This is a genomic window from Streptomyces sp. NPDC001709 (assembly GCF_053596375.1).
The window spans coordinates 58,702-83,834 of record NZ_JBSFGB010000029.1; the positions used below are offsets into that span (position 1 = coordinate 58,702).

At 70.1% G+C, this 25,133-nt stretch carries 15 protein-coding genes; 6 read left to right on the plus strand and 9 right to left on the minus strand.

All coding sequences use genetic code 11. The features are described 5' to 3' along the window. The first annotated feature begins 52 nt into the window (after positions 1–52). Positions 53–472 carry an ATP-binding protein gene (locus tag ACWC0C_RS33885; RefSeq protein WP_450867949.1) on the plus strand — a complete coding sequence of 140 codons (420 nt, stop codon included), beginning with the start codon at positions 53–55 and terminating at the stop codon, positions 470–472. A gap of 24 nt (positions 473–496) precedes the next feature. Here the strand turns inward: ACWC0C_RS33885 and ispG are convergent, their stop codons facing one another. The 4 genes from ispG to dxr form a co-directional block, all read right to left on the minus strand. Continuing rightward, positions 497–1,654, minus strand: coding sequence for a flavodoxin-dependent (E)-4-hydroxy-3-methylbut-2-enyl-diphosphate synthase (gene ispG / locus ACWC0C_RS33890; RefSeq protein WP_450867950.1), 1,158 nt, complete (start codon positions 1,652–1,654; stop codon positions 497–499). Between the two features lie 170 nt (positions 1,655–1,824). Next, complete coding sequence (locus ACWC0C_RS33895) at positions 1,825–3,780, minus strand: recombinase family protein (protein ID WP_450867952.1); 1,956 nt, start codon at positions 3,778–3,780, stop codon at positions 1,825–1,827. Between the two features lie 182 nt (positions 3,781–3,962). After that, complete coding sequence (locus ACWC0C_RS33900) at positions 3,963–5,264, minus strand: M50 family metallopeptidase (RefSeq protein ID WP_450867953.1); 1,302 nt, start codon at positions 5,262–5,264, stop codon at positions 3,963–3,965. Beyond that, the gene (gene dxr / locus ACWC0C_RS33905; protein WP_450867955.1) at positions 5,261–6,532 is read right to left on the minus strand and encodes a 1-deoxy-D-xylulose-5-phosphate reductoisomerase; all 1,272 of its coding nucleotides are present in this window, start codon (positions 6,530–6,532) and stop codon (positions 5,261–5,263) included. Before dxr ends, ACWC0C_RS33900 begins: the two co-directional genes overlap by 4 nt. Before the next feature lie 420 nt (positions 6,533–6,952). Between dxr and ACWC0C_RS33910 the strand changes: the two genes are divergently transcribed. After that, complete coding sequence (locus ACWC0C_RS33910) at positions 6,953–7,420, plus strand: hypothetical protein (protein ID WP_449201968.1); 468 nt, start codon at positions 6,953–6,955, stop codon at positions 7,418–7,420. Positions 7,421–7,455: 35 nt separating this feature from the next. Here ACWC0C_RS33910 and ACWC0C_RS33915 read toward each other — a convergent pair whose 3' ends face one another. Further along, a complete protein-coding gene (locus ACWC0C_RS33915; RefSeq protein WP_450867956.1) occupies positions 7,456–9,393 on the minus strand; it encodes an acyl-CoA dehydrogenase family protein in 1,938 nt (645 codons plus the stop codon). A gap of 299 nt (positions 9,394–9,692) precedes the next feature. On the opposite strand from ACWC0C_RS33915, the gene ACWC0C_RS33920 reads away from it, so the two are divergent. From ACWC0C_RS33920 to ACWC0C_RS33930, 3 genes are all read left to right on the plus strand, one after another. Next, complete coding sequence (locus ACWC0C_RS33920) at positions 9,693–10,706, plus strand: LacI family DNA-binding transcriptional regulator (protein ID WP_450867957.1); 1,014 nt, start codon at positions 9,693–9,695, stop codon at positions 10,704–10,706. 81 nt (positions 10,707–10,787) lie between these two features. After that, positions 10,788–12,836 (plus strand): glycoside hydrolase family 31 protein, encoded by a 2,049-nt coding sequence (locus ACWC0C_RS33925; protein ID WP_450867958.1) that lies wholly within the window; start codon positions 10,788–10,790, stop codon positions 12,834–12,836. Positions 12,837–13,168: 332 nt separating this feature from the next. Then, positions 13,169–16,012, plus strand: a complete 2,844-nt coding sequence (locus ACWC0C_RS33930; protein WP_450867959.1) for a glycoside hydrolase family 3 C-terminal domain-containing protein — start codon at positions 13,169–13,171, stop codon at positions 16,010–16,012. 119 nt (positions 16,013–16,131) lie between these two features. Here the strand turns inward: ACWC0C_RS33930 and ACWC0C_RS33935 are convergent, their stop codons facing one another. The 4 genes from ACWC0C_RS33935 to ACWC0C_RS33950 all read right to left on the minus strand — a co-directional run bounded on the left by ACWC0C_RS33935 (position 16,132) and on the right by ACWC0C_RS33950 (position 23,319). Further along, positions 16,132–17,499, minus strand: a complete 1,368-nt coding sequence (locus ACWC0C_RS33935; protein ID WP_449201962.1) for a S53 family peptidase — start codon at positions 17,497–17,499, stop codon at positions 16,132–16,134. A gap of 234 nt (positions 17,500–17,733) precedes the next feature. Further along, a complete protein-coding gene (locus ACWC0C_RS33940) occupies positions 17,734–19,179 on the minus strand; it encodes an aldehyde dehydrogenase family protein (protein WP_450867960.1) in 1,446 nt (481 codons plus the stop codon). A 127-nt stretch (positions 19,180–19,306) separates the two neighbouring features. After that, positions 19,307–20,968: a PucR family transcriptional regulator gene (locus tag ACWC0C_RS33945; protein ID WP_450867962.1), complete on the minus strand. Its 1,662-nt coding sequence runs from the start codon at positions 20,966–20,968 to the stop codon at positions 19,307–19,309. An 86-nt stretch (positions 20,969–21,054) separates the two neighbouring features. Beyond that, positions 21,055–23,319: an ATP/GTP-binding protein gene (locus ACWC0C_RS33950; RefSeq protein WP_450867964.1), complete on the minus strand. Its 2,265-nt coding sequence runs from the start codon at positions 23,317–23,319 to the stop codon at positions 21,055–21,057. Between the two features lie 393 nt (positions 23,320–23,712). Here ACWC0C_RS33950 and gabT point away from each other — a divergent pair, with 393 nt between their 5' ends. Continuing rightward, entirely contained in the window at positions 23,713–25,047 is a 1,335-nt protein-coding gene (gabT, locus tag ACWC0C_RS33955) for a 4-aminobutyrate--2-oxoglutarate transaminase (protein WP_450867965.1), read from the plus strand. Positions 25,048–25,133: the final 86 nt, after the last annotated feature.

Here is a 25,133-nt window from a genome sequence, read left to right on the forward strand (position 1 = left end):
TCATGGTGCAGCCGCTGTTCAACGTTACTGAGCGTGCGCGAGCGTAAGCGACATGAAGTCAGAAATCTCCACCCGCGAGTTCGCCATGCGCTTCACCTCCACCCCACGAGGCGCCCGGCTCGCCCGGCGGCTCGTCTCGCTCCGGCTGGACGAGTGGGGGCACCCCTACCGCGGCCCCGTCAATGAAGCCGTCACGCTGATCGCCGCCGAACTCGTCGCGAACGCCGTACGGCACGGGCACGTACCCGGGCGGGACTTCCGTCTCCGGCTCACCGAGTCGTCCGGCACCCTGCGCCTGGAGGTCTCCGACACCCGTACCGAGCGGCTCCCCGAGGTGCGGGTCCCGACCGACGAGTCCGGGCGGGGGCTCCTGCTGGTCGAGGCGCTCGCCGACAAGTGGGGCGTCACGCCTCGACAGCCCGGCAAATCCGTCTGGGCGGAGGTATGGCTGAGTCCCGCCACCCAGGAGTGACGGGACTCACGAACATCAAAAAGTTCAGCCGGCCACCGACACCGACGGCTCGCCCGACTCCACGCCCTCGTCCTGCATCTGCTCGGCCAGCTTCATGGCCTCCTCGATGAGGGTCTCGACGATCTTGGACTCGGGGACGGTCTTGATGACCTCGCCCTTGACGAAGATCTGGCCCTTGCCGTTGCCGGAGGCGACACCGAGGTCGGCCTCACGGGCCTCGCCCGGGCCGTTCACCACGCAGCCCATGACGGCCACTCGCAGCGGAACCTCCATGCCGGTCAGACCGGCGGTGACCTCTTCGGCGAGCTTGTAGACGTCGACCTGGGCGCGGCCGCAGGACGGGCAGGAGACGATCTCCAGGCCGCGCTGGCGCAGACCGAGCGACTGGAGGATCTGGAGGCCGACCTTGACCTCCTCGACGGGGGGAGCCGACAGCGACACGCGGATCGTGTCGCCGACGCCCTGGGACAGCAGCGCGCCGAAGGCCACCGCCGACTTGATCGTGCCCTGGAACGCCGGGCCCGCCTCGGTCACGCCGAGGTGGAGGGGGTAGTCGCACTGCTCCGCGAGCTGGCGGTAGGCCTCGATCATGACGACCGGGTCGTTGTGCTTGACGGAGATCTTGATGTCCCGGAAGTCGTGCTCCTCGAAGAGGGACGCCTCCCACAGGGCCGACTCGACCAGGGCCTCGGGGGTCGCCTTGCCGTACTTCTGGAGCAGGCGTCGGTCGAGGGAGCCGGCGTTGACACCGATGCGGATCGGGGTGCCGTGGTCCTTGGCGGCCTTGGCGATCTCCCTGACCTTGTCGTCGAACTGCTTGATGTTGCCGGGGTTGACGCGGACGGCGGCGCAGCCGGCCTCGATGGCGGCGAAGACGTACTTGGGCTGGAAGTGGATGTCCGCGATGACCGGGATCTGGGACTTCTTCGCGATCGTCGCCAGCGCGTCCGCATCATCCTGCGTCGGGCACGCCACCCGCACGATCTGGCAGCCCGACGCGGTCAGCTCGGCGATCTGCTGGAGCGTGGCGCCGATGTCGGACGTACGGGTCGTCGTCATCGACTGGACCGAGACGGGCGCGTCTCCGCCGACCGCCACGCTTCCGACCTGGATCTGCCGGCTCTTCCGGCGCTCGGCGAGCTTGGTCGGAACGGACGGCATGCCGAGAGAAATCGCAGTCATCTGCTGTGCAACCCCAAGTCGTGGATCAAGGTCCGGTCCCGTCGTCGGGCGGGCTCCAGGCTTCGAGATTACGGCACACGCCTCGGCCCGAGCACATCCCACCCGTCAAACCCACCCGATGGAAGGCGGCCCGGAAGATCCTCCTCCGGGTCGCCGAGAACGTCATACGGCTACGAGATGTTCACCGTGTTAACGACGTCCGGACCGTCTTGCGCACTCTGGGGAGCTTCAGCATCGAGCGCCGTTCGGATGGCCAGCTCCGGCCCTGCCGCGTGGCCCAAGACCTGTGTGCCCACCCCCTCCTCATCGAGGAGCTTCACGATCTCCGGCCACACGCCGTCCGCCATCCATGCGCGCTGCCTGCAGCGGACCTTCTCAGGGGCACCGAACCGGTCTGGAAGGTCGCGCCAAAGGATTCCGGTGCGCAGGCGGTGCAGCATTCCCGTGACGGCTGCTCGCAGATCCAGAGGGGAGCGCAAGTGGTGCGCCCGGTACCTGGAGCGAAGTAAATCCTCGATACGGCTCCACTGGCTGTCTGTGGGATCGGGAGGGACAAGTGTCCCCGTGCGCTCGTGCCACCGGATCGTCAAGCACTTCGTTCCCTCCCGGTACCGGAACTCCGGGTCCACGATGTCCACGCGTACGCCGACCAACTCGATCAGGCGACGCTGCTCGGAGGGCGAGAGCGACCGAAGGTCCGGAGCGGCTGCCTCCAGAACAGCCGTGCGCCGAGCATCCGTGTCGCGCAGGTTCTCCAGTTCGCTCAGCCAGTCCCGAGCGTGAGCCAGGATCCGTTCGAAGACCCTCTGCTCCGCTTCGAGCTGGCGCATCGCAACGGCGATGACACGGTTGTGCTGGGCCTGGTACCTCAGATCACCGAGTTCCTCGGCGCACTGCGCAACGATTCGCTCCAGCGAGGCCACCCGTTCAAGGTGCCGCATCAGCTGCGTCTGCGCCTGCGAAGAAGTCGACAGCGTCGGCCTGCGGTGCACCGGCATCGAAGCGAGCAAGCCATTCACGTGCCGTGCCACCTGTTCCTCCACGCGATCAGCGGGAAGAAAGACGCAGCCGCAGGGGTCACCTGCTTCCCATCCTGAGCAGCGATATGTACGGATCTGGTCTTTGCTGCGGAAACACCCGATGTAGGGACGCCCGCACTGACCGCGGATTCGCCCGGTGAGCGGGTAGGCCTGGATGGGGTTCCTGCGCTGCCGGGCCAGCGCAGCCAATGCCTCCTGAAAGGCGCGGACCCGGTGTGCCGGGAGAAGCGGAGGGAGCGGGATCACCACGGTCTCACCGTGCAAGGGACGTCCATCTCCGCCGAGCCTGGTGCAATGGCCGCCCCATTGCCGATCAGGACGCCGAAAGACCGCTTCTCCGACAAACGCCGCGCTCTGCAAGCGTTTGTGAAGGTTCACGGCTGTCCAGCGCTTACCGTTCCGGGTGGGAATTCCGCGGCTGTTCAGTTCCTCCGCGAGTCCCGAGAGGGTGCGTCCGCCCTCGATCACGAGGTCAGCCAGAAGCCTCACCACCTCCGCCTCGCCCGGATCCGCTTCGAGAGTCGAGCCGAAGGCGCCCTTTCCGCTGATCCTGTAGCCGTAGGGAGGCGGACCGCCCGGCCATCCGCCGTCGACCGCCTTCAATTGCCGACCGGACTGTGTACGACTGACGATTCGCCGATAGTCGGCCTCCACCTCCCGTGCGAGCCGGTCGACCGTGAGCCACCATTCGAGACCGGGTTCACCCAGTGGCTCGGCACAGCACTCAACCCGCGCTCCGGCATCCTCGATCTGCCAGATGCAACGCCAGATGGCCGCCTCCGTTCGCCCCAGACGGTCGAGGCGATGCACGAGGACGAGATTCACCTGCCCCGTGGAGATGTCGCCAAGGAGTGCCGTCAGACCAGGACGCGAGTCCGTCGAACCTGACTCACCCATGTCCTCACGAGCCCCCACCAGACGCCATGCCAACCGCTCCCCTACGAACGCCCGGATGGCCTGCGCCTGGGCCGGAATTCCGTACTTCCCCTTCTGCTCCGCAGTGGAGACCCGCATGTATGCGGCGACAGCAACGATCTCCGTGTCCTTGGCCTTGTCATCTGCGCGCGGCGCAGTACCTTGCTGCATGTCAGTCCCTTCACGACTGGCCAGACCCCAGGGTGTTCGCGCACCGCTGGGGTCGCCCATGAACAGCAAGAACGTACGAAGTCCGCCTCCGCGTCGTACGAAAAAGTCGCGCCCTTCACTCGTGTGAGTTACACGAGTGAAGGGCGCACCCTGCGAACACCGCGACAGATATCGACCGATTTCTAACTGATCTTGATCGGGTTGACGACATCCGCAATCAGGACGAGAACGGTAAAGCAAACAAAGATCCCCGCCACCACATACGCCACCGGCATCAGCTTCGCCACGTCGAACGGGCCCGGGTCCGGGCGGCGGAGTACCCGTGCCACGTTCCGCCGCAGGGCCTCCCACAGGGCGCCCGCGATGTGCCCGCCGTCGAGCGGGAGCAGCGGGAGCATGTTGAACAGGAACAGGGAGAGGTTGAAGCCGGCGAGCAGCATCACGAAGTTCGCGAGCTGCTGGGAGGCGGGGATGTCCAGCGTGGCGATCTCGCCGGTGATGCGGGCCGCGCCGACGATGCCGATCGGGGAGTCCGGCTGGCGCGGGGCGTCGCCGAAGGCCGCGTCCCAGAGGGCCGGGATCTTGGCGGGCAGGGCGGCGAGGGAGTCGATGGCGTTGCCGACCTGGTCGGTCATCCAGGTCACGGACCCGCCGAAGTCCTGCTTGACGACTCCGGTGGCGGAGCTGAAGCCGAGGAAGCCGGCCTGGACGTAGCCCTGGACGTACCGCCCGCTGGCGTCCTTCTTCGCGACCTGGTTCTTGGTGATCGTCGGGTGCAGGGTCAGCTCCTGGCCCTTGCGGTCGACGACGATCGAGACCGTCTTGCCCGCGCTGTCCCGGATGAGGTCCGAGAGGGTGTTCCAGTCCTTGGTGGGCTTGCCGTCGAAGGAGACGATCCTGTCGCCCGCCTTCAGGCCGGCCTTCTTCGCCGGGGACTCGGGGTCGGACTTCTTGCAGGTGTCGCGGTGCTCGCTCTGGTCGATGGAGCACGGTGAGACCGAGGCGACGGTGGTCGTCTGCTGGGGGATGCCGAAGCCCATCAGGACGGTGAAGAACAGGCCGATCGCGAGGATCAGGTTCATGAAGGGGCCCGCGAACATGACGATGACGCGCTTCCACGGCTTGCGTGTGTAGAACATGCGCGTTTCGTCACCGGGCTGCAGTTCCTCGAAGGCGGCCGAGCGGGCGTCCTCGATCATGCCCCGCCACGGGGAGGTCGAGCGGGCGGAGACCCGGCCCTGGTCGTCGGGCGGGAACATGCCGATCATGCGGATATAGCCGCCGAGCGGGATGGCCTTGACGCCGTACTCGGTCTCGCCCTTCTTCCGCGACCAGACGGTCGGGCCGAAGCCGACCATGTACTGCGGGACGCGGATGCCGAAGAGTTTGGCCGTGGACAGGTGTCCCAGCTCGTGCCAGGCGATCGAGACCAGCAGGCCGACGAAGAAGACCCCTATGCCGAGGATGAACATCAAGGTCGTCATGCACGCGCCTCCGCGGTCTCCGTCGTGGCTGTGAGTTCACGGGCCCGGGCGCGGGCCCAGGTCTCCGCTTCGAGGACGTCCGACACCGTGAGTGAAGTTCCCGTGGCCGGGGTGCCGTGCTCCTCGACCACCCGGGTGACGGTCTCCATGATGCCGTTGAAGGGCAGCGCGCCGCCCAGGAAGGCCTCGACGCACTCCTCGTTCGCCGCATTGAACACCGCCGGGGCGGTGCCCGCGAGCTGCCCCACGTGCCGGGCGAGGTTCACCGAGGGGAAGGCCTCGTTGTCGAGCGGGAAGAACTCCCAGGTGGAGGCCTCGCTCCAGGCGAAGGCGGGCGCCGCGTCCGGGACCCGCTCGGGCCAGCCCAGGCCGATGGCGATGGGCCCGCGCATGTCGGGGGGCGTCGCCTGGGCGATCGTGGATCCGTCGGTGAACTCGACCATCGAGTGGACATACGACTGGGGATGCACGACCACCTCAATGCGGTCGAAGGGAATGTCGTAGAGGAGGTGTGCCTCGATGACCTCCAGGCCCTTGTTGACGAGGGTGGCGGAGTTGATCGTGATGACCGGGCCCATCGCCCAGGTGGGGTGGGCGAGGGCGTCCTCGACGGTGACGTTCGCCAGCTCGGCCTTGGTACGGCCCCGGAAGGGGCCCCCGGACGCCGTGACGACCAGCTTCCGCACGTCGGCCCTCGTCCCGCAGGCCAGCGCCTGGAAGAGCGCGGCGTGCTCGGAGTCGACCGGGATGATCTGGCCCGGCTTGGCGAGCGCCTTGACCAGCGGTCCGCCGACGATCAGCGACTCCTTGTTGGCGAGCGCGAGGGTGCGGCCCGCTTCCAGGGCGGCCAGGGTGGGGGCGAGGCCGATGGAGCCGGTGATGCCGTTGAGCACCGTGTGGCAGTCGGAGGCGGCGACCTGGGTGGCCGCGTCCGGTCCGGCGAGGATCTCGGGCAGCGCCTGCCCGGGGCCGTACGCGGCGGCGAGCGCCTCGCGCAGGGCGGGTACGGCGTCCTCGCGGGCGACGGCCACGGTCCGCACCCGCAGCCGGTGCGCCTGCTCGGCGAGGAGGGCGATCCGGCCGCCGTTCGCGGACAGGGCGGTGACCCGGAAGCGGTCGGGGTTGCGCAGCACGAGGTCGATGGCCTGGGTGCCGATGGATCCGGTGGAGCCGAGGATCACCACGTCCTTGGGGCCGTCGCCCGCGAGGGGGTCGTAGACGAGGTGCGGATCGGCGAGGGGTGCCGGATGGGCGGGGCTGTCGGTCATCCCCCCATTGTTGCCGCATCCGCCGACGGCCAGGACAGGGTGTCCCTCGGGCGGGTGCTCGGCGGGTTCCGTCGCCGGATGGAGGGGGTTTCCCCCGTTTGTGAAGTATCGGTGAAGATCACGTGATAACACTTCACTCGCATCTCTTTCGCGGACGACATCCTGGGGGGATCTCTCCTCGAACCACAGGTACGTCTTCCCGAACGTCAAGATCGGCGCCAGGAGGTACATGAAGATCCACACCGGTGGCGAGCGGCGCCAAGGTCGACTCGTGCTCCTGGACCACGCGGGACCCGAGCGACAAGTACTGCTGAGGACAAGTCCCGCGGAAAAAGTACGCGTTCGGCGGCCGATCATGGCATCCTTCCGTAGGCGCCCACCAAGAAGGGCCACAAAGGGGGAGGAATCACCATGAACCGTATGCGTACGACCGCGACCGTCCTGGCGACGGCCGGTCTTCTGACCGCCGCTCAGCTCGGTCTCGCCGGGGGCGCGTTCGCCGCCACCCAGGCGCCGCAGCGCGCCGGCTGCCCGCTCAACATCGTCTACCCGACCAGCTTCTACATCAACTCGCACGGGTGGGTGACCAACGGGGGCCTCTACTTCGGCATCAAGAGCAAGAGCACGACGCAGAGCTTCAAGAAGGTCAGCTTCACCGTCACGAACGTCAAGAACATCCGCTTCGGCTCGGCCAAGGCCACGGGTGGCAAGGTCACCCACAAGACGTCGCAGACGGTGACCGTGTACACGGGGACGCTGAACAAGAAGGCGAGCCTCGGGGTGAAGGTGCAGACGCACCTGCTCAACACCCGCAGCTACCAGGTGAAGTTCACCCTGCACGGCCAGGGCTGGAACTGCGCCGTGAACCAGGGCACCTGGGGCAACTGACCCCAGGCGCCCGGTCGGGCACGGGGAGCCTCGGCTCAGTCACCGAAGGGGCGGCGCTCGTTCTTCCGCGTCGCCGGCCCGGGGGTCGCATCCGCGATCCACGGGCCGTCCCCGGAGGGATCGACGATGCCCTCCTCCAGCCATGTGTAGGACCCGCCGAGTACGCCCTTGACCACCTTCCGGTCGAGGGCGTCGGTGTTGGTCCACAGGCGGTCGAAGAGTTCCTCGACCCGGATGCGGGCCTGCCGGCAGAAGGCGTCGGCCAGTTGGTAGGCCTCGCGGCCGTGTTCGTCCCGGCTGCGCAGCAGTTCGGCGCGGACGCAGGCCGCGCTCATCGCGAACAGTTCGGCGCCGATGTCCACGATCCGCCCGAGGAAGCCCTGCTTGGTCTCCATCCGGCCCTGCCAGCGGGACATGGCGTAGAAGGTGGAGCGGGCCAGCTTGCGGGCGGTGCGCTCGACATAGCGCAGGTGCCCGGACAGATCAACGTCGTGCTTGAACTCGCCGTAGGACATGGGCAGTTGTCCCGGTCCGGCGACCAGCTTCGGCAGCCACCTGGCGTAGAAGACGCCCGCGTGCGCACCCGCCCTCGCCTTGTCGGACAGGGACTTGTCGGGGTCGATGAGGTCGCCGGCGACAGAGAGGTGGGCGTCGACGGCCTCGCGGGCGATCAGCAGGTGCATGATCTCCGTCGAGCCCTCGAAGATGCGGTTGATGCGCAGGTCCCTGAGCATCTGCTCGGCCGGGACGGCCCGTTCGCCGCGCGCCTTCAGGGACTCGGCCGTCTCGTAGCCGCGTCCGCCGCGGATCTGGACCAGTTCGTCGGCCATCTGCCAGGCCATCTCGGAGCCGTAGAGCTTGGCGAGGGCGGCCTCGATGCGGATGTCGTTGCGGTCCTCGTCGGCCATCTGGGAGGAGAGGTCGAGGACGGCCTCCAGTGCGAAGGTCGTCGCCGCGATGAACGCGATCTTCGAGCCGACCGCCTCGTGCAGCGCCACCGGCTTGCCCCACTGCTCGCGCTCCGCCGACCACTCGCGGGCGATCTTCAGACACCACTTGCCGGAACCGGCGCACATCGCGGGCAGCGAGAGCCGGCCGGTGTTGAGGGTGGTGAGCGCGATCTTCAGGCCCGCGCCCTCGGGGCCGATCCGGTTGGCGGCCGGGACCCGGACCCGGTGGAAACGGGTGACGCCGTTCTCGATGCCGCGCAGGCCCATGAAGGCGTTGCGGTTCTCGACGGTGATGCCCTCCGAGGCCGCCTCCACGACGAACGCGGTGATGCCGCCCTTGCGCCCCTCGGACTTCGGCACGCGCGCCATGACGACGAGCAGGTCGGCGACCACCCCGTTGGTGGTCCACAGCTTCACCCCGTCGAGGACGTAGTCGTCCCCGTCGGGTACGGCCGTGGTGGCGAGCCGCGCCGGGTCGGAGCCGACGTCCGGCTCGGTGAGCAGGAACGCGGAGATGTCGGTGCGGGCGCAGCGGGGCAGGAAGGCGTCCTTCTGCTCCTGGGTGCCGAAGAGCTTCAGCGGCTGGGGGACGCCGATCGACTGGTGGGCGGAGAGCAGCGCGCCGACGGCGGGGCTCACCGAGCCGACCAGGGCGAGGGCCTTGTTGTAGTAGAGCTGGGTGAGGCCGAGACCGCCGTACTTGGGGTCGATCTTCATGCCGAGCGCGCCGAGTTCCTTCAGGCCCGCCACGACCTCGTCGGGGATACGGGCCTCGCGCTCGATGCGGGCGGGGTCGATCGTGGACTCGCAGAACGCGCGCAGCTTGGCGAGGAACTCCTCGCCGCGCCGGACGCTCTCGGGGTCCGGGAGGGGGTGGGGGTGGATGAGGTCGAGCCGGAAGCGCCCGAGGAACAGTTCCTTGGCGAAGCTGGGCTTGCGCCAGTCTTGTTCCCGGGCGGCCTCCGCCACCTGGCGGGCCTCTCGCTCGGTGACGGTGGTGCGTGGGGTGGTGGGGGCGGACATGAGGCTCACCTCGCCGCGAAGAGGGATGATTGCGGACCGTTCGTTACCGACCAGTGCTACTGGATCGTTGGTACCCGAAACGGGCCGACCCCACCACCCCTCGCGCGTCCGATCGGCCGATACGGTTCCTCCATCACTCCGCGAGGCAGGGGGGCGCGGCCAGGGAGGAAAGAGGTGTCGAAGCGCTTCGATAGACACTGGACACCCACTCCTGCTGAAGCTACTGTCAAACACACCCTCATTCGCCCGTATCGGTAACGCGCCGCAGTCGAAGCGCTTCACAAAGCTTGGAGAGCCGGATGGTCACCCTCGCCGAGGTCGCCCAGCACGCCGGAGTCTCGGCGAGCACGGTGAGCTATGTCCTCAGCGGCAAGCGGTCCATCTCCGCGACCACCCGGCAGCGGGTCGAGCAGAGCATCCGGGAACTGGGCTACCACCCGAACGCCGGCGCCCGCGCCCTGGCCGGCAAGCGGTCGAACATCATCGCGCTGATGATCCCGCTGCGCACCGACATGTATGTGCCGGTGATGATGGAGATCGCCATCGCGGTGGCCACCACGGCCCGTACGCACGGCTACGACGTCCTGCTGCTCACCGGGGAGGAGGGGCCCGACGCGGTGCGCCGGGTGACCGGCAGCGGTCTCGCCGACGCGATGATCCTGATGGACGTCGAGCTGGAGGACGAGCGGCTGCCGCTGCTGCGGGAGACCGACCAGCCCTCGGTACTCATCGGCCTGCCCGCCGACACAGAGGGTCTGACCTGTGTGGACCTGGACTGGACGGCGACGGGCGCGCTGTGCGTGGAGCACCTCGCGGGCCTCGGTCACCGCGACATCGCCGTCATCGGCGAGGCCCCGGCCGTCTACGAACGGCACACCGGTTTCGCCGAGCGCACCCTCGACGGACTGCGCTCCCGGGCCCGCGAGTCGGGCGTACGGGTGCTGCACCGGCCGTGCGAGGGCGGGTACGACGCGATGGCCCTCACCCTGGCCCGGATCCTCGACGAGCGCCCGGCGACGAGCGGGTTCGTGGTGCAGAACGAGTCGGCGGTCGAACCGCTGCTCGCGCTGCTGCGCCAGCAGGGCCGGGCCGTGCCGGAGGACGTGTCCGTCGTCGCGATCTGCCCGGACCAGGTCGCCGTCCAGGCCTCGGTGCGGCTGACCTCGGTCGCCATCCCGGCGCAGGAGATGGGCCGGCACGCGGTCGAGCATCTGGTGGCCAAGCTGGACGGGCGCGGCGGTGACGAGGTCGTGCTGCTCGCGCCCGGACTGACGGTACGGGCGAGCTCGGGACCGGCGCCGGCCGTCTCCTGACGTACCTTCCCGTGCCCCGGTCCGACCGGGGCACCCCTCTGCCTGCCTTGTCCCTGTCCCGCACTCCTTCAGGAGCATGCAGTGAATCAGCCTGCTGTCACGGAACCCAAGGTCAGTCTCGCCCAGTCCTCCCCCACCGTCGGCACCTTCCGTGAGCGGGGCGGGGCGCTGGAGTGGAGCGGGCGTCAGGAGACGGTGCGGATCGAGCCGTGGGGTCCGGACGCGGTCCGGGTCCGGGCCCGGCTCGGCGGCCCGGTGCTGGAGGGACTGCCGGGCGCCCTCCTCGCCCCCCCGCCCGCGCGGGACGCCACGGTCGAGATCGGTGACGGCGAGGCGCGGCTGACGGTCGGCGCGCTGACCGCCGAGGTGAGCGCCGAGGGCTTGGTCCGCTTTCTGCGCACCGACGACCGTACGGAACTGCTCGCCGAGGAGCGGGCCCACTTCTGGTGGCCGGGCCCGCGTCTGTACACGGCCGTGGGGGGCGGCCACCACCGCCTGGAGCAGCGCTTCGCCGCCTACGAGGACGAGAAGCTGTACGGCCTCGGCCAGCACCAGCACGGGCGCCTGGACCACAAGGGCCTGGTGCTGGACCTGGTGCAGCGCAACGCCGAGGTGAGTGTGCCGGTGCTGGTGTCCAGCCGGGGCTACACCCTGCTGTGGAACAACCCGGCGATCGGCCGGGTGGAGCTGGCGGGCAACGGCACCCGCTGGGTCGCGGACTCGGCCCGGCAGATCGACTACTGGATCACGGCAGGCACCCCGGCCGACGGCCAGCGCGCCTACAGCGCGGCGACCGGCCGTTCGCCGATGCTGCCGGAGTGGGCGGCCGGCTTCTGGCAGTGCAAGCTGCGCTACCGCACCCAGGACGAACTCCTCGCCGTGGCCCGGGAGTACAAGCGCCGGGGCCTTCCCCTCTCGGCGATCGTGTGCGACTTCTTCCACTGGACCCGCCTCGGCGAGTGGCGGTTCGACCCGAAGGAGTGGCCCGACCCGGCGGCGATGGTCCGCGAGCTGGACGAACTGGGCATCAAGCTGGTGGTGTCCGTGTGGCCGTCCGTGTCGCCGCTGTCCGAGAACCATGCGGTCATGGAGCAACGCGGCCACTTCATCGGCACCCAGTACGGCCCGGCGGCGCACGCCGACTGGCCGGACAAGGAGGTCGCCTCCCCCGTCCAGGTGGCCTTCTACGACGCCACGAACTCCGAGGCCCGTGCGTTCGTGTGGTCCCGGGTTCACGACAACTACCTCTCCCCGTACGGCATTTCGGCGTTCTGGCTGGATGCCTGCGAGCCGGAGCTGAAGCCGGGCTTCCCGGAGAACCTGCGCTACTGGGCGGGCCCGGGCCTGGAGGTGGGCAACCTCTACCCGCGTGAGAACGCCCGCACCTTCTACGAGGGCCTGCGGGCGTCCGGCCTCGGCGACGACGAGGTGATCAGTCTCAACCGCTCGGCGTGGGCGGGCAGCCAGCGCTACGGCGCGGCACTGTGGTCCGGCGACATCGGCACCGACTTCGCCACCCTGCGCCGCCAGATCGCGGCCGGCCTCAACACCGCGCTGTCCGGCATCCCCTGGTGGAACACGGACATCGGCGGCTTCCACGGCGGCGACCCGGAGGACCCGGCGTACCGCGAGGTGATGATCCGCTGGTTCCAGTTCGGCGCGTTCTCCCCGCTGATGCGCCTGCACGGCTTCCGCGACCCGGGCATGCCGCTGGGCCCGGAGATGACGGGCGGCCCGAACGAGGTGTGGTCGTACGGGGAAGAGGCCGGCGCGATCCTGGAGACGTACCTGCGCCTGCGCGAGCGCCTGAAGCCGTACATCCTCGACGTCATGCGGGAGGCCCATGAGGACGGGCTGCCGGTGCTGCGCCCGCTGTTCCTGGAGTTCCCCGAGGACCAGTCGGCGTGGTCGGTGGACGACGCCTACCTCTTCGGCCGGGACCTGCTGGTCGCCCCGGTACTGACGGCAGGGGCCACGGCCCGGACGACGTACCTCCCTGCGGGGGCGCGCTGGACGGACGCGTGGACGGGTCGGCCGTACGAGGGCGGTACGGCGGTGACGGTCGACGCGCCGCTGGAGCGCATCCCGCTGTTCCTACGGGACGGGGCGAGGCTGCCGATCGCGGAATGACAGCGCGGGGAAGTGGGGGGTGATCTGGGGTCACCGTGAGGTCGCCGCTGAGCAACCGGTCCCGGAGCCGCCGGGGCGGGCTCCCAGGTCCCGTGGACCGGTGCGTTCCTCATGGCCGCAGCACCGACACGCCGTAGATGGCGGCGAGGTTCGGGTAGTCCTTGACCAGGCGTCGAAGCGCTTCGATTTTGCTGTGAGGTTAAGTGAACACCTGAGGGCACACAAGGGTCGCTCCCAAGATTCCGCAGGGAGCTTGACATCCTACCCTTCTCGTTTGAGCATCGAAGCGCTTCGAAACTGTCTCGCCGCTCCATCCGCAAGGGGAACAGCTCGTGACCGTTGACTCGCCACCCACACCCCCGTTCCGCGATCCGACGTTGCCCTTCGCGAAGCGCATCGACGACCTGCTGGCGCGGCTCACCCGGGACGAGAAGATCTCCTTCCTGCACCAGTTCGCGCCCGCCGTGGAGCGTCTGGGCATCGCCGCCTTCCGCACCGGCCAGGAGGCCCTGCACGGCGTCGCCTGGATGGGCCCGGCGACGGTGTTCCCCCAGGCCGTCGGACTCGGCGCGACCTGGAACCCGGAGCTGGTGCGGCGGATCGGCGAGGCGGTGTCCAGGGAGGTGCGCGCGATGCGGGCGCGGGACGACCGGGTCGGCCTCAACGTCTGGGCCCCGACGGTCAATCTGCTCCGGCATCCGCTGTGGGGCCGTAACGAGGAGGGCTACTCGGAGGACTCGAAGCTGACCTCGGCGATCGCCACGGCGTACACGCGCGGCCTGCGCGGCGACCATCCGGTGTACTGGCGCACGGCTCCCGTCCTCAAGCACTGGCTCGCCCACAACAACGAGACCGACCGGGCCACTTCGTCCGCCTCGGTCCGCCCGCGCGTGCTGCACGAGTACGATCTGCGCGCCTTCCGGGAGACCGTCGAGGCCGGCGCGGTGGCCGGGGTGATGCCCGCCTACAACCTGGTCAACGGCCGCCCCAACCACCTCTCGCCGTACCTGCGCTCCGAGCTGCGCACCTGGACCGACGAGGAGCTGCTGGTCTGCTCGGACGCGGGCGCGCCCTCCAACCTCGTCGACGCCGAGCACTACTTCGACACCCACGAGGAGGCCACCGCGGCCGCCCTGCTGGCCGGTGTGGACAGCTTCACCGACCACGGCACGGACAGCGCCCGGATCGTCGAGCGGGTCAGGAAGGCGTACGAACAGGGGCTGGTGTCCGAGGCGGACATCGACACCGCCGTACGCCGCCAGCTCTCCGTCCGGTTCCGGCTCGGCGAGTTCGACCCGCACTACGATCCGCACGCCGGCACCGGCGAGTTCGACACCCCCGCGCACCGGGCGCTCGCGCAGGAGGCCGCCGAGCAGGCGATCGTGCTGCTGAAGAACGACGACGACCTCCTGCCCCTCGCCGCCGACACCCGGATCGCGGTGGTCGGTCTCCTCGCCGACGAGTGCAAACTCGACTGGTACAGCGGCGCCCTGCTGCACCGCTCCACCGCCCTGGAGGGCCTGTACGAGCGGTTCGGCGCGGACCGCGTGGAGTTCGCGGAGGGCGTGGACCGCGTCCGGCTGCGCACCGCCGCCGGGGCCTTCCTGCGCGTGCCGGCCGCGGACGCGCCGGTGCAGGCGCGCGGCGCCGAGGGTGCCCTGGACCCGGCCCTGCTCTCCGGCCGCACCGATCTGCCGCCGCTCGTCGCGGACACCGTCGGGACCGAGTTCGCGCTGGTGGACTGGGGCGAGGGTGTGCTGACCCTGCGGGCGCCCGACGGCCGCTATCTCTCGGTCGCCGAGGACGGTTTCGTACGCGCCGCCGCCGACCAGCCGGGCGGCTGGGTGGTCCAGGAGACCTTCCGCCTCGAACCCCACCAGAACGGTCACCTCCTCACACACCTGGGCACGGGTCGTCATGTCCAGGTCGCCGCCGACGGCGTGAAGGTTGCCGAGGGCGAGGGCGGCGGTGACGTCTTCGAGGTGATCACGGTCGAGCGGGGCGAGGAGGCGGTGACCCGGGCGGCGGAGCAGGCGGACGTCGTGGTGGTCGTCGCGGGCAACGACCCGCACATAGGCGGCCGCGAGACCGAGGACCGTACGACCCTGGAGCTGCCCGCGCACCAGCAACGGCTGCTGCGCGCGGCCCGCGCCGCGAACCCGCACACCGCGCTGGTCCTGACCTCGGCCTATCCGTACGCGGTGGAGGTGACGCGACTGCCGGCGGTGCTGTGGACCGCGCACGGCGGCCAGGCGGCGGGCACGGCCCTCGCCCGCACCCTGGCCGGCGACGTCTCCCCGGCCGGCCGCCTCCCCCAGACCTGGTACGCCGCCGACGCCGACCTGCCCGACCTCCTCGACTACGACGTGATCGGCAGCCGCCAGACGTACCTCTACTTCGACGGCACCCCGCTCTTCCCCTTCGGCCACGGCCTCTCCTACGCGTCCTTCGCCTACGCCGACCTCAGGGCCGCGGTCGAGGACGGCACGGTGCGCGTCTCCTGCACGGTGACGAACACCGGCGACCGGCCGGCCGACGAGGTGGCGCAGCTCTACGGACGGGCCGCGGACCCGTCGGTGGCCCGCCCGCGCCGCGAGCTCCTGGCCCACCGCCGGCTCACGCTCACCCCCGGCGAGACGACCGCCGTGTCCTTCGAAGTGCCTTTGAGGTCACTGGAGTTCTGGGACGTGGCACAGGGCGGCCGACGGCTGGAGGAGGGCCCGTACGACCTGCTGGTCGGCGCGTCCAGCGAGGACGTCCGCCTGCGTACGACCGTCCACCTCGACGGCACGCCTCCGGCCCCGCGCCCGGTGATCCGGCGCGGCCTGGCGGCGGCCGACTTCGACGAGCAGTCCGGCATCGTGATCGTGGACCGGACGCGGACGGCGGGCGACGCGGTGACACCGGCGGACGGCGGGACGGCCGAACTGGTCTATCGCGCCTGCGACTTCCGCACGGGCGTGCGCGAGATGACGGCACAGGTGGCGGGAGAGGGCGTACTGGAACTGTCCCTGGACGGCGGCCCGGTGCTGGCCACGCTGACCCTGGACACCCCCACGGCCGACGCCTACACCTACGGGACCCTGGCCGTCGCGCTTGTCGCCGACGGCGTGCACGACGTCCACCTCGGACTGCGCGGCCCACTGCGGCTCGCGCACGTCGGCTTCTCCGGTTGAGGGTCCGGATCAGCCGACGACGGGAAGGGGCCCGACACCGAAAGGCAGCGGTGCCGGGCCCCTTCTGCAAGGCTGACGTGCGGTGACGTGCGACCGCGAACGTCAGGGTGTCGGACTCGTCAGCCGCGGCTCGTCTTGGCGAGGGCCGGGACGAAGCGGAGGGCGTCCAGGGTGCCTACGCCGGTGGCCATGTCGTAGCCGTTGACGGCCTTGTAGCCCTTGACGCCCTGGTAGCTGTTGTCGGTGCCGTCGTTGACGTCGACGAGGCCCGGGTTCTTCTGCTTGAGAAGGGTGTAGAGGGCCGCGTTGATGTCGCCGACACGGTGGCCGGCCGCCTGGTCGGCGAGGGCGACGATGCCCGAGAACAGCGGGCTGGCCTCGCTGGTGCCGCCGGAGACGTCCCAGCCGGTGGCGGTCGGGTCGTAGCTGGAGTAGACCCAGGCACCGCCGTTGACCGCGGCGGCCATCGAGATGTCCGGGGTGCCGCGGCGGGTGCCGACGACGTTCTTCACACCGTCCTGGAAGCCCGGGCGGGTGAAGACGTGGGACTGGCCGCCGCCGCCCGCGCCGTAGTCGTTGTAGACGCTGTCCGGCTTGGTGCGCTGGCCCTTGTCGTTCAGGTGGAGCTGGGTGCCGCCGATGGAGGTGACCAGCGGGTCGGACGAGGGCCAGGAGTTGACGCGCTTGTTGTAGTACGACTTGCCGTCCGCCTTCATGTCGGTGGCGCCGCCGTCACCGGAGGAGGCGAGCACGGTCACGTGCTTGCGCTGCGCGGCCTCGAACGCGTACCGCAGCTTCTTGATGCTGGAGAAGTCGCCCTTGTCGAAGCCCGGGAAGGTGTTCTCGGTGGCGCCGAAGCTCTGGCTGATGACGTCGCCGACGCCGTGGTCGATCAGGGACTTCTCGGCGGACATCATCTCCGGCAGACCCGTGGTGCCCTCGGTCTCGGCGACTGCCGTCTCCACCAGCACGATCTTCGCGTCCGGCGCGACGGCGTGGGCCATCTCCACGTCCAGCGTGGTCTCGCCGGCCCAGCCGGTCATGTCGGAGTTCTTGGGGTCGAAGACGGGGACGTGACCCCACTTGACCACCTTGACCTTGGTGCTGGGCAGCCCGAACTGCTTGCTGTACACGTCCAGGTCGTGCTGGACGGTCGGGGAGCCGAAGGAGTCGACGATGACGATCGTCCGACCCTTGCCCGTAATGCCCTTCTTGTACAGCGGGTTCAGGTTGTACGCAGTGCGGTACTGGAGCGGGTTGTAGCAGTTGATGTGCCACTTGGCCTGGCACTGCTCGATGGGCAGGGGGCTGGCCACGCCGTGGACCAGGTTGTGCCCCGCGATGGCCGGCTGCGCGAAGGTGTGCGGTACGCCGGCGGGCGCGGCGGTGGTGGCGCCGGCCTGGGAGGTGGCCGCCAGTGCGGCGGCGACGAGCGCGACGGTGGCGGCGGACGCCGCGACGCCGCGCCCGGAACGGGCTATGTGCATGTGGTCCCCTGAGTGGTCTGTTCCGTCCTGAACAGGTCGAACCCGACGCGAACGGAGTGGTCAGGCGCATCTCATCGGGTGAGTCATGGACAGAACAACCCTCAGGGCAGGAGTCTTGAACCGCCGATATCGAATCCTTTACCCAGAAGCAGAAAACAGGCAGAAAAGAGGGAAACGGCCGCAGCCCCCGCACAGTGGGCTGCGGCCGTTTCCGGCTGACCTGTCCGTGGCAGGTCAGAGCGCGAGGCCGGTCAGGACCAGCACGCGCTCGTATGTGTAGTCGTCCATCGCGAACTTGACGCCCTCTCGGCCCACGCCGGACTGCTTGGCGCCGCCGTACGGCATCTGGTCGGCGCGGTAGGACGGGACGTCGCCGATCACCACGCCGCCGACCTCGAGGGCGCGGTGGGCGCGGAAGGCGACCTGCAGGTCGTGGGTGAACACGCCCGCCTGGAGGCCGTACTTGGAGTCGTTGACCGCGGCGAACGCCTCGGCCTCGCCGTCCACCTTCTGCACGGTGAGGACCGGACCGAAGACCTCCTCGCAGGAGAGGGTGACGTTCGCGGGTACGTCGGTGAGGACGGTCGGCGCGTAGGAGGCGCCGTCGCGGTCGCCGCCGGTGAGGAGCGTGGCGCCGGCCTCGACCGCCTCCTTCACCCAGGCTTCCACGCGCTTGGCGGCGTCCTCGCTCACCAGCGGGCCGACGTCCGTCTTGGCGTCGGACGGGTCACCGGTGACCTGGGCCTCGACGGCGGCCACGATGCGCGGCAGCAGACGGTCGTACACGGAGGCGTCGGCGATCACGCGCTGCACCGAGATGCAGGACTGGCCGCCCTGGTAGTTGGAGAAGGTCGCGATCCGGGTCGCGGCCCAGTCCAGGTCGGCGTCGGAGGCGAAGTCGCCGAGGACGACCGCGGCCCCGTTGCCGCCCAGCTCCAGCGTGCAGTGCTTGCGCGGCACCGAGTCCATGATCGCGTAGCCGACCTTCTCGGAACCGGTGAAGGAGATCACCGGCAGCCGCTCGTCCTGGACGAGGGCGGGCATCTTGTCGTTGGCGACCGGGAGGATCGACCAGGAGCCGGCGGGCAGGTCGGTCTCGGCGAGCAGGTCACCGATGATCAGGCCGGAGAGCGGGGTGGCCGGGGCCGGCTTGAGGATGATCGGAGCACCGGCCGCGATCGCCGGGGCGACCTTGTGGGCGCACAGGTTCAGCGGGAAGTTGAACGGCGCGATACCGAGGACGACACCCTTCGGGAAGCGGCGGGTGAGGGCCAGGCGGCCCTGCCCACCGAGGTCGGTGTCGAGGCGCTGGGCCTCGCCGCCGTTGAACCGGCGGGCCTCCTCGGCCGCGAAGCGGAAGACGGAGACGGCACGGCCGACCTCGCCCCGCGCCCACTTGATCGGCTTGCCGTTCTCGGCGGAGATCAGCTGGGCGATCTCCTCGGTGCGCTCGACCAGCCGCTTGCTGACGTGGTCGAGCGCGGCGGCACGCACATGCGCCGGGGTGGCGGCGAACTCGTCCCGCACGGCGTACGCGGCGGCCACGGCCTCCTCGACCTGGGCGTCGGTCGGCACGCTGACCTTGCCGACGAGCCGGCCGTCCCACGGGGAGGTGACGTCGAAGGTGTCCTCGCCGGTGACCTGGCGGCCGGCGAGCCAGAAGGCGTGGATGGAAGTCATGTGCGAGTCCCGGCCCTTCCGCGTTGAGTGGTGTGCTTACGGTTGCGTGGTCCACGGTAGGGCGGGGGCAGCCGGGGGTCGCTTGTCCGAGTCGTAGCAGTAGCCGGACCGGGCACTACTGTTTGGACTACTCGGTGCTGGTCGCCTTCAGGGCGAGCCACAGCTCCATCCGGACGTCGGGATCGTCCAGGGACCGCCCGAGGATCTCCTCCACCCTCCGCATCCGGTACCGCAGCGTATGCCGGTGCACCCCCAGGTCCGCGGCGGCCGCGTCCCACTGCCCGTGCCGCGACAGCCAGGCCCGCAGCGAGGCCACCAGATCCCCCCGCCCGGTCGCGTCGTGCTCGTGCAGCGCCCGCAGCAACCCGTCCGCGAACGCCTTCACCGCGTCGTCGGCCAGCAATGGCAGCACGGACCCCGCGGCCAGCTGCTCGTGCTCCACCAGCACCCGCCCCCGCCGCCGGGCCACCGACAGCGCCTGCTCGGCCTGCTTGTAGGCCGCGGCGGCGGCGATCGGACCGGCCGGCGCGGACAGCCCGACGACCAGTTCCTCCTCGTCCACCCCGGCCTGCTCGGGCGCCGCGCGCGCCGCCTCCAGCGCCGCCGCGTACTGCGTACAGGCGGCCACCGCCGCGCCCCCGTCGGCGACGAGCACCACCAGCCGCTCCCCGTCCGGCACGACCAGCACGGCCTCCCCGGAGCGGGCGGCGGCGGCCTCCACGCTCTCCGCGAGCCCGCCCAGCGGATCCCCGCCGAGTACGGCGGCCCCGGACGCGGACGCGCCCCCGGCACCGGGCGCCCGCACATGGCCGCGCGCATCGGCGTGCGCCCGGGCAGCGGATCCCGACGCGGACTCGGCGACGATCATCCGGAACGGCGCGTCGAGCAGGCCGCCGTACAGGTCCCCGGCGACGGCCCGGGCGTGGTCGGGCTGGCCGGCGAGCAGCATGCGCAGCACCGCCGTACCGATGCGCTGTTCGGCCGCGTGCAGGGAGCGGGAGCGTTCGGTGGTGAGGGTGAGCAGGGCGATGGCGGAGTGGACGGCGTACCGCTCGGCGGTGCCGAGGGCCGCGGCGGTGCCCACGGCGAGCGCGGCACGCGGCCTGCGCCCCGTCCCGAGGGAGTGCAGCTCCACCCGGTCCTCGTGATCGGGCCCGCCCACAACGGAGGATGCGGGCGCGGGCCGCTCCCGCAACCGCTCGACCTCGGCGGTGAGCCGGGCGGCACGCCGCCCCGCCCACTCCGGCGCGGCGGCGACGACGGCGCCGGAGGCGTCGTACAGCGCGGCCCATCCGTCGACCTGCGCGGCGAGCGCGGCGAGCAGTCCCTCGGGCCCGGCGTTCAGGGCCTGCTTGGTCAGCTCGCGCTGCGCGGCGAAGCCTGCCGTGACGGCGCGGTACTGGTCGGCGGCGATGGCGGCGGACACGGCCTTGCTGATGGCGAGGAAGGGGGTACGGCGGGGTACTTCGAGCAGCGGCAGCCCTTCTTCCCGGGCGGCGTCGACGAGAGCCTTGGGGATCTCCTCGTAATTCACCCCCACGGCGAACCCGAGCCCGACGACCCCGGCCCCGACCAGCCGCTTCACATACCGCCGCATGGCCTCCGGATCCTCCGCGTCCAGCTTCAGCGCGGTGATCAGCAGCAGCTCGCCGCCCTCCATGTACGGCACGGGGTCGGCCAGCTCGCTGACGTGGGCCCAGCGGACGGGCACGTCGAGACGGTCCTCGCCCGCGCGAACGGTCAGCTTGAGCGCGGAGTGGTGGACGAGCGAGGCGAGGGTGGGAGGCATGGGACCTTCACGGTGTGATCTTTTGGCCACGGCGTATGAACGGCCTACGCCGATTCTGCCTCACCGTATGGTCCCCCGCGGCCTCCTCACCCCCGCAGATCCACCAACAACGGCGGCGCGTGCTCCCCCCGCACACTGGTCAACGACAACACGGCATGCCCTGCCGGCACCCCATGAGCCAACTCGGAAGCGGACCACCGCTCCCGCTCTACCTGGCGGACGGTGACGGCATCCGTGGTGACGGGCTTACCGGTGCCGAGTTTCCGGACGGCGTGAAGCAACCGGGTCAACGGCTGGTTCGCGTACACCGTGTGCTTGGCGACCTCCGTCGTCTCCACCCATTCCGTGCCCCATGCCTCTGCGAACAGGGCGCCCTCCCAGGTGGTGATCCCCGAGAAGGCGGCGTGGCAGCCGACCGCCGCGATCAGGGGCTGCCGCAGGTGTTCCGGCACATCACCGAGGGCCCGCAGGCTCAAGACCACACCGGCGTGACTCTCCCGCAGCCTGCGCAGGGCACGCACAGACCCGGAGGTGATCGCATGTGTCGCGTCGTCCAGGACCAGACAGGCGAACAAGGAGCGATCCGCGCGCGTGGCCATGCTCGCCGTGAACTGGGCGAGCACCAACCGGGCCAGCAATTGGGCGGCCTCTGGATGGGCCCGTTCCGGCAGGTCGATCCTGACCCTCAGCGGATGGTCGAGCGACCGCAGGGTGAAGGGCCGTGCGTCGGCGGAGGTGTCGAAGAAGCCGGCGAAAGCCGGACGGTCCAGACAGCCGAGCCGATCGGCGAGCACTATCCCCAGGTCTCCGGGGATGCCCGCTTGGCGTACGCGTGCGTCCAGTTCCCGGTGCAACAGAGAGTGCTCCTGCGGGTCGAGCATCGCCTTCAGTCGTTCCAGTGCCGACGGCTCCCCGTCGAGCAAGGCTCTGAGTTCGGGCACCGACGGGAACCGGCCGTGGGCGGCGCGGAAGGGCCCCAGGAGCTGCGCCAGTACGGTCACCGCACGCCGTAGTTCGACCTCGGCCCAGTCCCCGGCCAGAACATCGGCGAGGAGAGCGGCTGCCTCGTCCGGGCTGTCCGTTCCGCCATAGAGATCGAGGTCGTACTCCGAAGTGCGGTCCCCCGGCTTGATCACGATGTCGTAGCCCTGATCGGTGCCCAACGGCGTTCCAGCGGCGGTCACCGTGACGAGAGCCGCCTGCCCGGCGAGGGCCTGGAGGGCGCAGGACTCGGCGATGGGCCGCACGAGGCGCGCGGTCTTGCCCGAGCCGCTCGGGCCGACCACCAACAGGGACGTACCCAGCGTGCCGGGGTCCACGGCGGCGCCCGCGGCACGGTGGGCAGGCGGTGTGCGCTCGCCGTCCGCGTACCGGCCGATACGGACCTGAGAGGTCAGCAAGTCATGGGTGGCCGTGCGGGTGGGGAGGTCGCGCTGCCCGGAGGGGTGCAGACAGGCGCGGGCACCGCTGCCGAGCACGGTGGAGGTGAACGCTTCCAGACGCACCGGGTCGGCCACCACGGAGGTCCAGGCGCGGCGGATCCTCGCGCAGTCCACGTCGTTCATCCGGCCCGCGCGCGCCTCCTCGGTCAGCCGCTCGGCCACCGCGTTCTGACCGTAGGCGTGGAGCTCGGGCCAGTCTGTGCTGGCGGCGGGCGTCGCCGCTTCGGCGTTCTCGGCCCCCGACCTGGAACGTTGCAGGCCACGCAGCAATCCCAGCCAATCGCCCGCTACGGCGAACGGCCACAGGACCAGCAGCGTCAGCACGATCTTGAGGATCTTGAGCCGGTTCAGCGTGCCTACGGGGTCCCCTGGCACGAAGAGCCAGTCGGCAGGTGTGACGCTGACGGCGAGCTTGTAGTACGACAGCAAGCCGTGCCAGACGACGAGCCAGGCGATGAGCGCGCCGAGCGCGGCGGCACGCAGCGCACGCGACGGCTGCGGACGGTCGGTCACGTAGCGCCGGACCACCTCTTTCCAGTTGCCCACCCGCGCGAAGTAGTACAGCACCAGGGTGGCGAAGAGGCTGTCGTAGACGGCGCTCGCGGTGAGGGCCGCCCGGGGCGGGTCGAAGCCCCACCAGTCGGACGGCGTGACCAGCTCCAGCAGGATCCTCTTGTGGGGCACCAGATTGTTGACCCACAGTGACCACACCAGCAGGGCCGCGAGCAGCGAACCCACTGCTCCCGCCAGCAGCGCCCGGTCGGAGACCCAGCCGCTGGCCTCCTGGGGCCGGGGCCGGTACCCGAAGCGCCAGACGCCGGGTGTGACTTCCGGGCGGGGAGTACGCAGCCACTGCAAGAATGCCGAGCCACCAGAGGTGGGCGGCACACCGGGCGGTACCGTCGGCATCGGCGGCACCGCACCCCCCTCAAATGGCATAGCCGGGCGAGGTACAGGATTCGCATGCGTGCCGCGTGCGTCTCGGGTGCCGTCGCTGTCCATCGCCCTTGCCCCCTGACCAGCCGTTCCGTCCACCATCAGCGAGCAATCTAACGCCCAGGCAAGGGGAGTTCACCGCTTACGCGGCCGAGAACGCCCGCCGACTGGGCGAACCCCGGCCACACGGCTATGTCCACTCCGGACAACCCCCTACCCCGAAGACGCCCACATGGAGCATGCCCACCCCCCACCCCCGGCCCTAGCCTGCGAAGAAAGATAGGTATGCGGCCGAAAACGACTCGCCCGGAATCGTCCGGGACGCACGGTCAGACCGCCCGGTACGCAAGATCATCAGGAGCCCCCATGACCGCACTTCCGCAGGAGCGCCGCGTCGTCACCGCCATCCCCGGCCCGAAGTCGCAGGAGCTGCAGGCCCGCCGTACCGCCGCGGTCGCGCAGGGCGTGGGCTCCGTACTGCCCGTGTTCACGACGCGCGTGGACGGCGGCATCATCGAGGACGTCGACGGCAACCGTCTGATCGACTTCGGTTCCGGTATCGCCGTGACCTCGGTCGGCGGCTCCGCCGAGGCCGTCGTACGCCGCGCGAGCGCCCAGCTGGCCGACTTCACCCACACCTGTTTCATGGTCACCCCTTACGAGGGGTACGTGGCCGTCGCCGAGGCGCTGGCCGAGCTGACGCCGGGCGACCACGCCAAGAAGTCCGCGCTGTTCAACTCGGGCGCCGAGGCCGTCGAGAACGCCGTCAAGATCGCCCGCGCGTACACCAAGCGGCAGGCCGTCGTCGTGTTCGACCACGGGTATCACGGGCGCACCAACCTGACCATGGCGCTCACCGCCAAGAACATGCCGTACAAGCACGGCTTCGGCCCGTTCGCGCCCGAGGTCTACCGCGTCCCCGTCGCGTACGGCTACCGCTGGCTGACCGGCCCGGAGAACTGTGGCCCGGAGGCCGCGAAGCAGGCCATCGACCAGATCACCAAGCAGATCGGCGCCGAGAACGTGGCCGCGATCATCATCGAGCCGGTGCTCGGTGAGGGCGGCTTCATCGAGCCGGCCAAGGGCTTCCTGCCCGCGATCAGCCAGTTCGCCAAGGACAACGGGATCGTCTTCGTCGCCGACGAGATCCAGTCCGGGTTCTGCCGGACCGGGCAGTGGTTCGCCTGTGAGGACGAGGGGATCGTCCCGGACCTCATCACCACCGCCAAGGGCATCGCCGGTGGCCTTCCGCTCGCCGCCGTCACCGGGCGCGCCGAGATCATGGACGCCGCGCACGCCGGTGGCCTGGGTGGTACCTACGGCGGCAACCCGGTCGCGTGCGCCGGTGCGCTCGGTGCCATCGAGACCATGAAGGAGCTGGACCTCAACGGCAAGGCCAAGCGCATCGAGGAGATCATGAAGGGTCGCCTCACCGCCATGGCCGAGAAGTTCGACGTCATCGGTGATGTGCGTGGGCGTGGCGCGATGATCGCGATCGAGCTGGTCAAGGACCGCACCACCAAGGAGCCGAACCCCGAGGCCACCGCCGCGCTCGCCAAGGCCTGCCACGCCGAGGGCCTGCTGGTCCTGACCTGTGGCACCTACGGCAACGTGCTGCGCTTCCTGCCCCCGCTGGTCATCGGCGAGGACCTGCTGGGCGAGGGCCTCGACATCATCGAGCAGGCCTTCGCGCGCATCTGAACAGCACGCCCGCACCTCTGGCGGGCGCCTACGGCAGGCCGTGTGAAGAAGGTGTGCGAGGTGGATGACGGGATGCCGTTCCATCT

Coding starts and splice junctions, on each gene's coding strand:
- ACWC0C_RS33950 (WP_450867964.1), bottom strand. CDS start 23,319: ATGCCGACGGTACCGCCCGGTGTGCCGCCCACCTCTGGTGGCTCGGCA.
- ACWC0C_RS33945 (WP_450867962.1), bottom strand. CDS start 20,968: ATGCCTCCCACCCTCGCCTCGCTCGTCCACCACTCCGCGCTCAAGCTG.
- ACWC0C_RS33910 (WP_449201968.1), top strand. CDS start 6,953: ATGCGTACGACCGCGACCGTCCTGGCGACGGCCGGTCTTCTGACCGCC.
- ispG (WP_450867950.1), bottom strand. CDS start 1,654: ATGACTGCGATTTCTCTCGGCATGCCGTCCGTTCCGACCAAGCTCGCC.
- ACWC0C_RS33900 (WP_450867953.1), bottom strand. CDS start 5,264: ATGACGACCTTGATGTTCATCCTCGGCATAGGGGTCTTCTTCGTCGGC.
- ACWC0C_RS33940 (WP_450867960.1), bottom strand. CDS start 19,179: ATGACTTCCATCCACGCCTTCTGGCTCGCCGGCCGCCAGGTCACCGGC.
- ACWC0C_RS33895 (WP_450867952.1), bottom strand. CDS start 3,780: ATGCAGCAAGGTACTGCGCCGCGCGCAGATGACAAGGCCAAGGACACG.
- ACWC0C_RS33885 (WP_450867949.1), top strand. CDS start 53: ATGAAGTCAGAAATCTCCACCCGCGAGTTCGCCATGCGCTTCACCTCC.
- ACWC0C_RS33920 (WP_450867957.1), top strand. CDS start 9,693: ATGGTCACCCTCGCCGAGGTCGCCCAGCACGCCGGAGTCTCGGCGAGC.
- dxr (WP_450867955.1), bottom strand. CDS start 6,532: ATGACCGACAGCCCCGCCCATCCGGCACCCCTCGCCGATCCGCACCTC.
- ACWC0C_RS33915 (WP_450867956.1), bottom strand. CDS start 9,393: ATGTCCGCCCCCACCACCCCACGCACCACCGTCACCGAGCGAGAGGCC.
- ACWC0C_RS33935 (WP_449201962.1), bottom strand. CDS start 17,499: ATGCACATAGCCCGTTCCGGGCGCGGCGTCGCGGCGTCCGCCGCCACC.
- gabT (WP_450867965.1), top strand. CDS start 23,713: ATGACCGCACTTCCGCAGGAGCGCCGCGTCGTCACCGCCATCCCCGGC.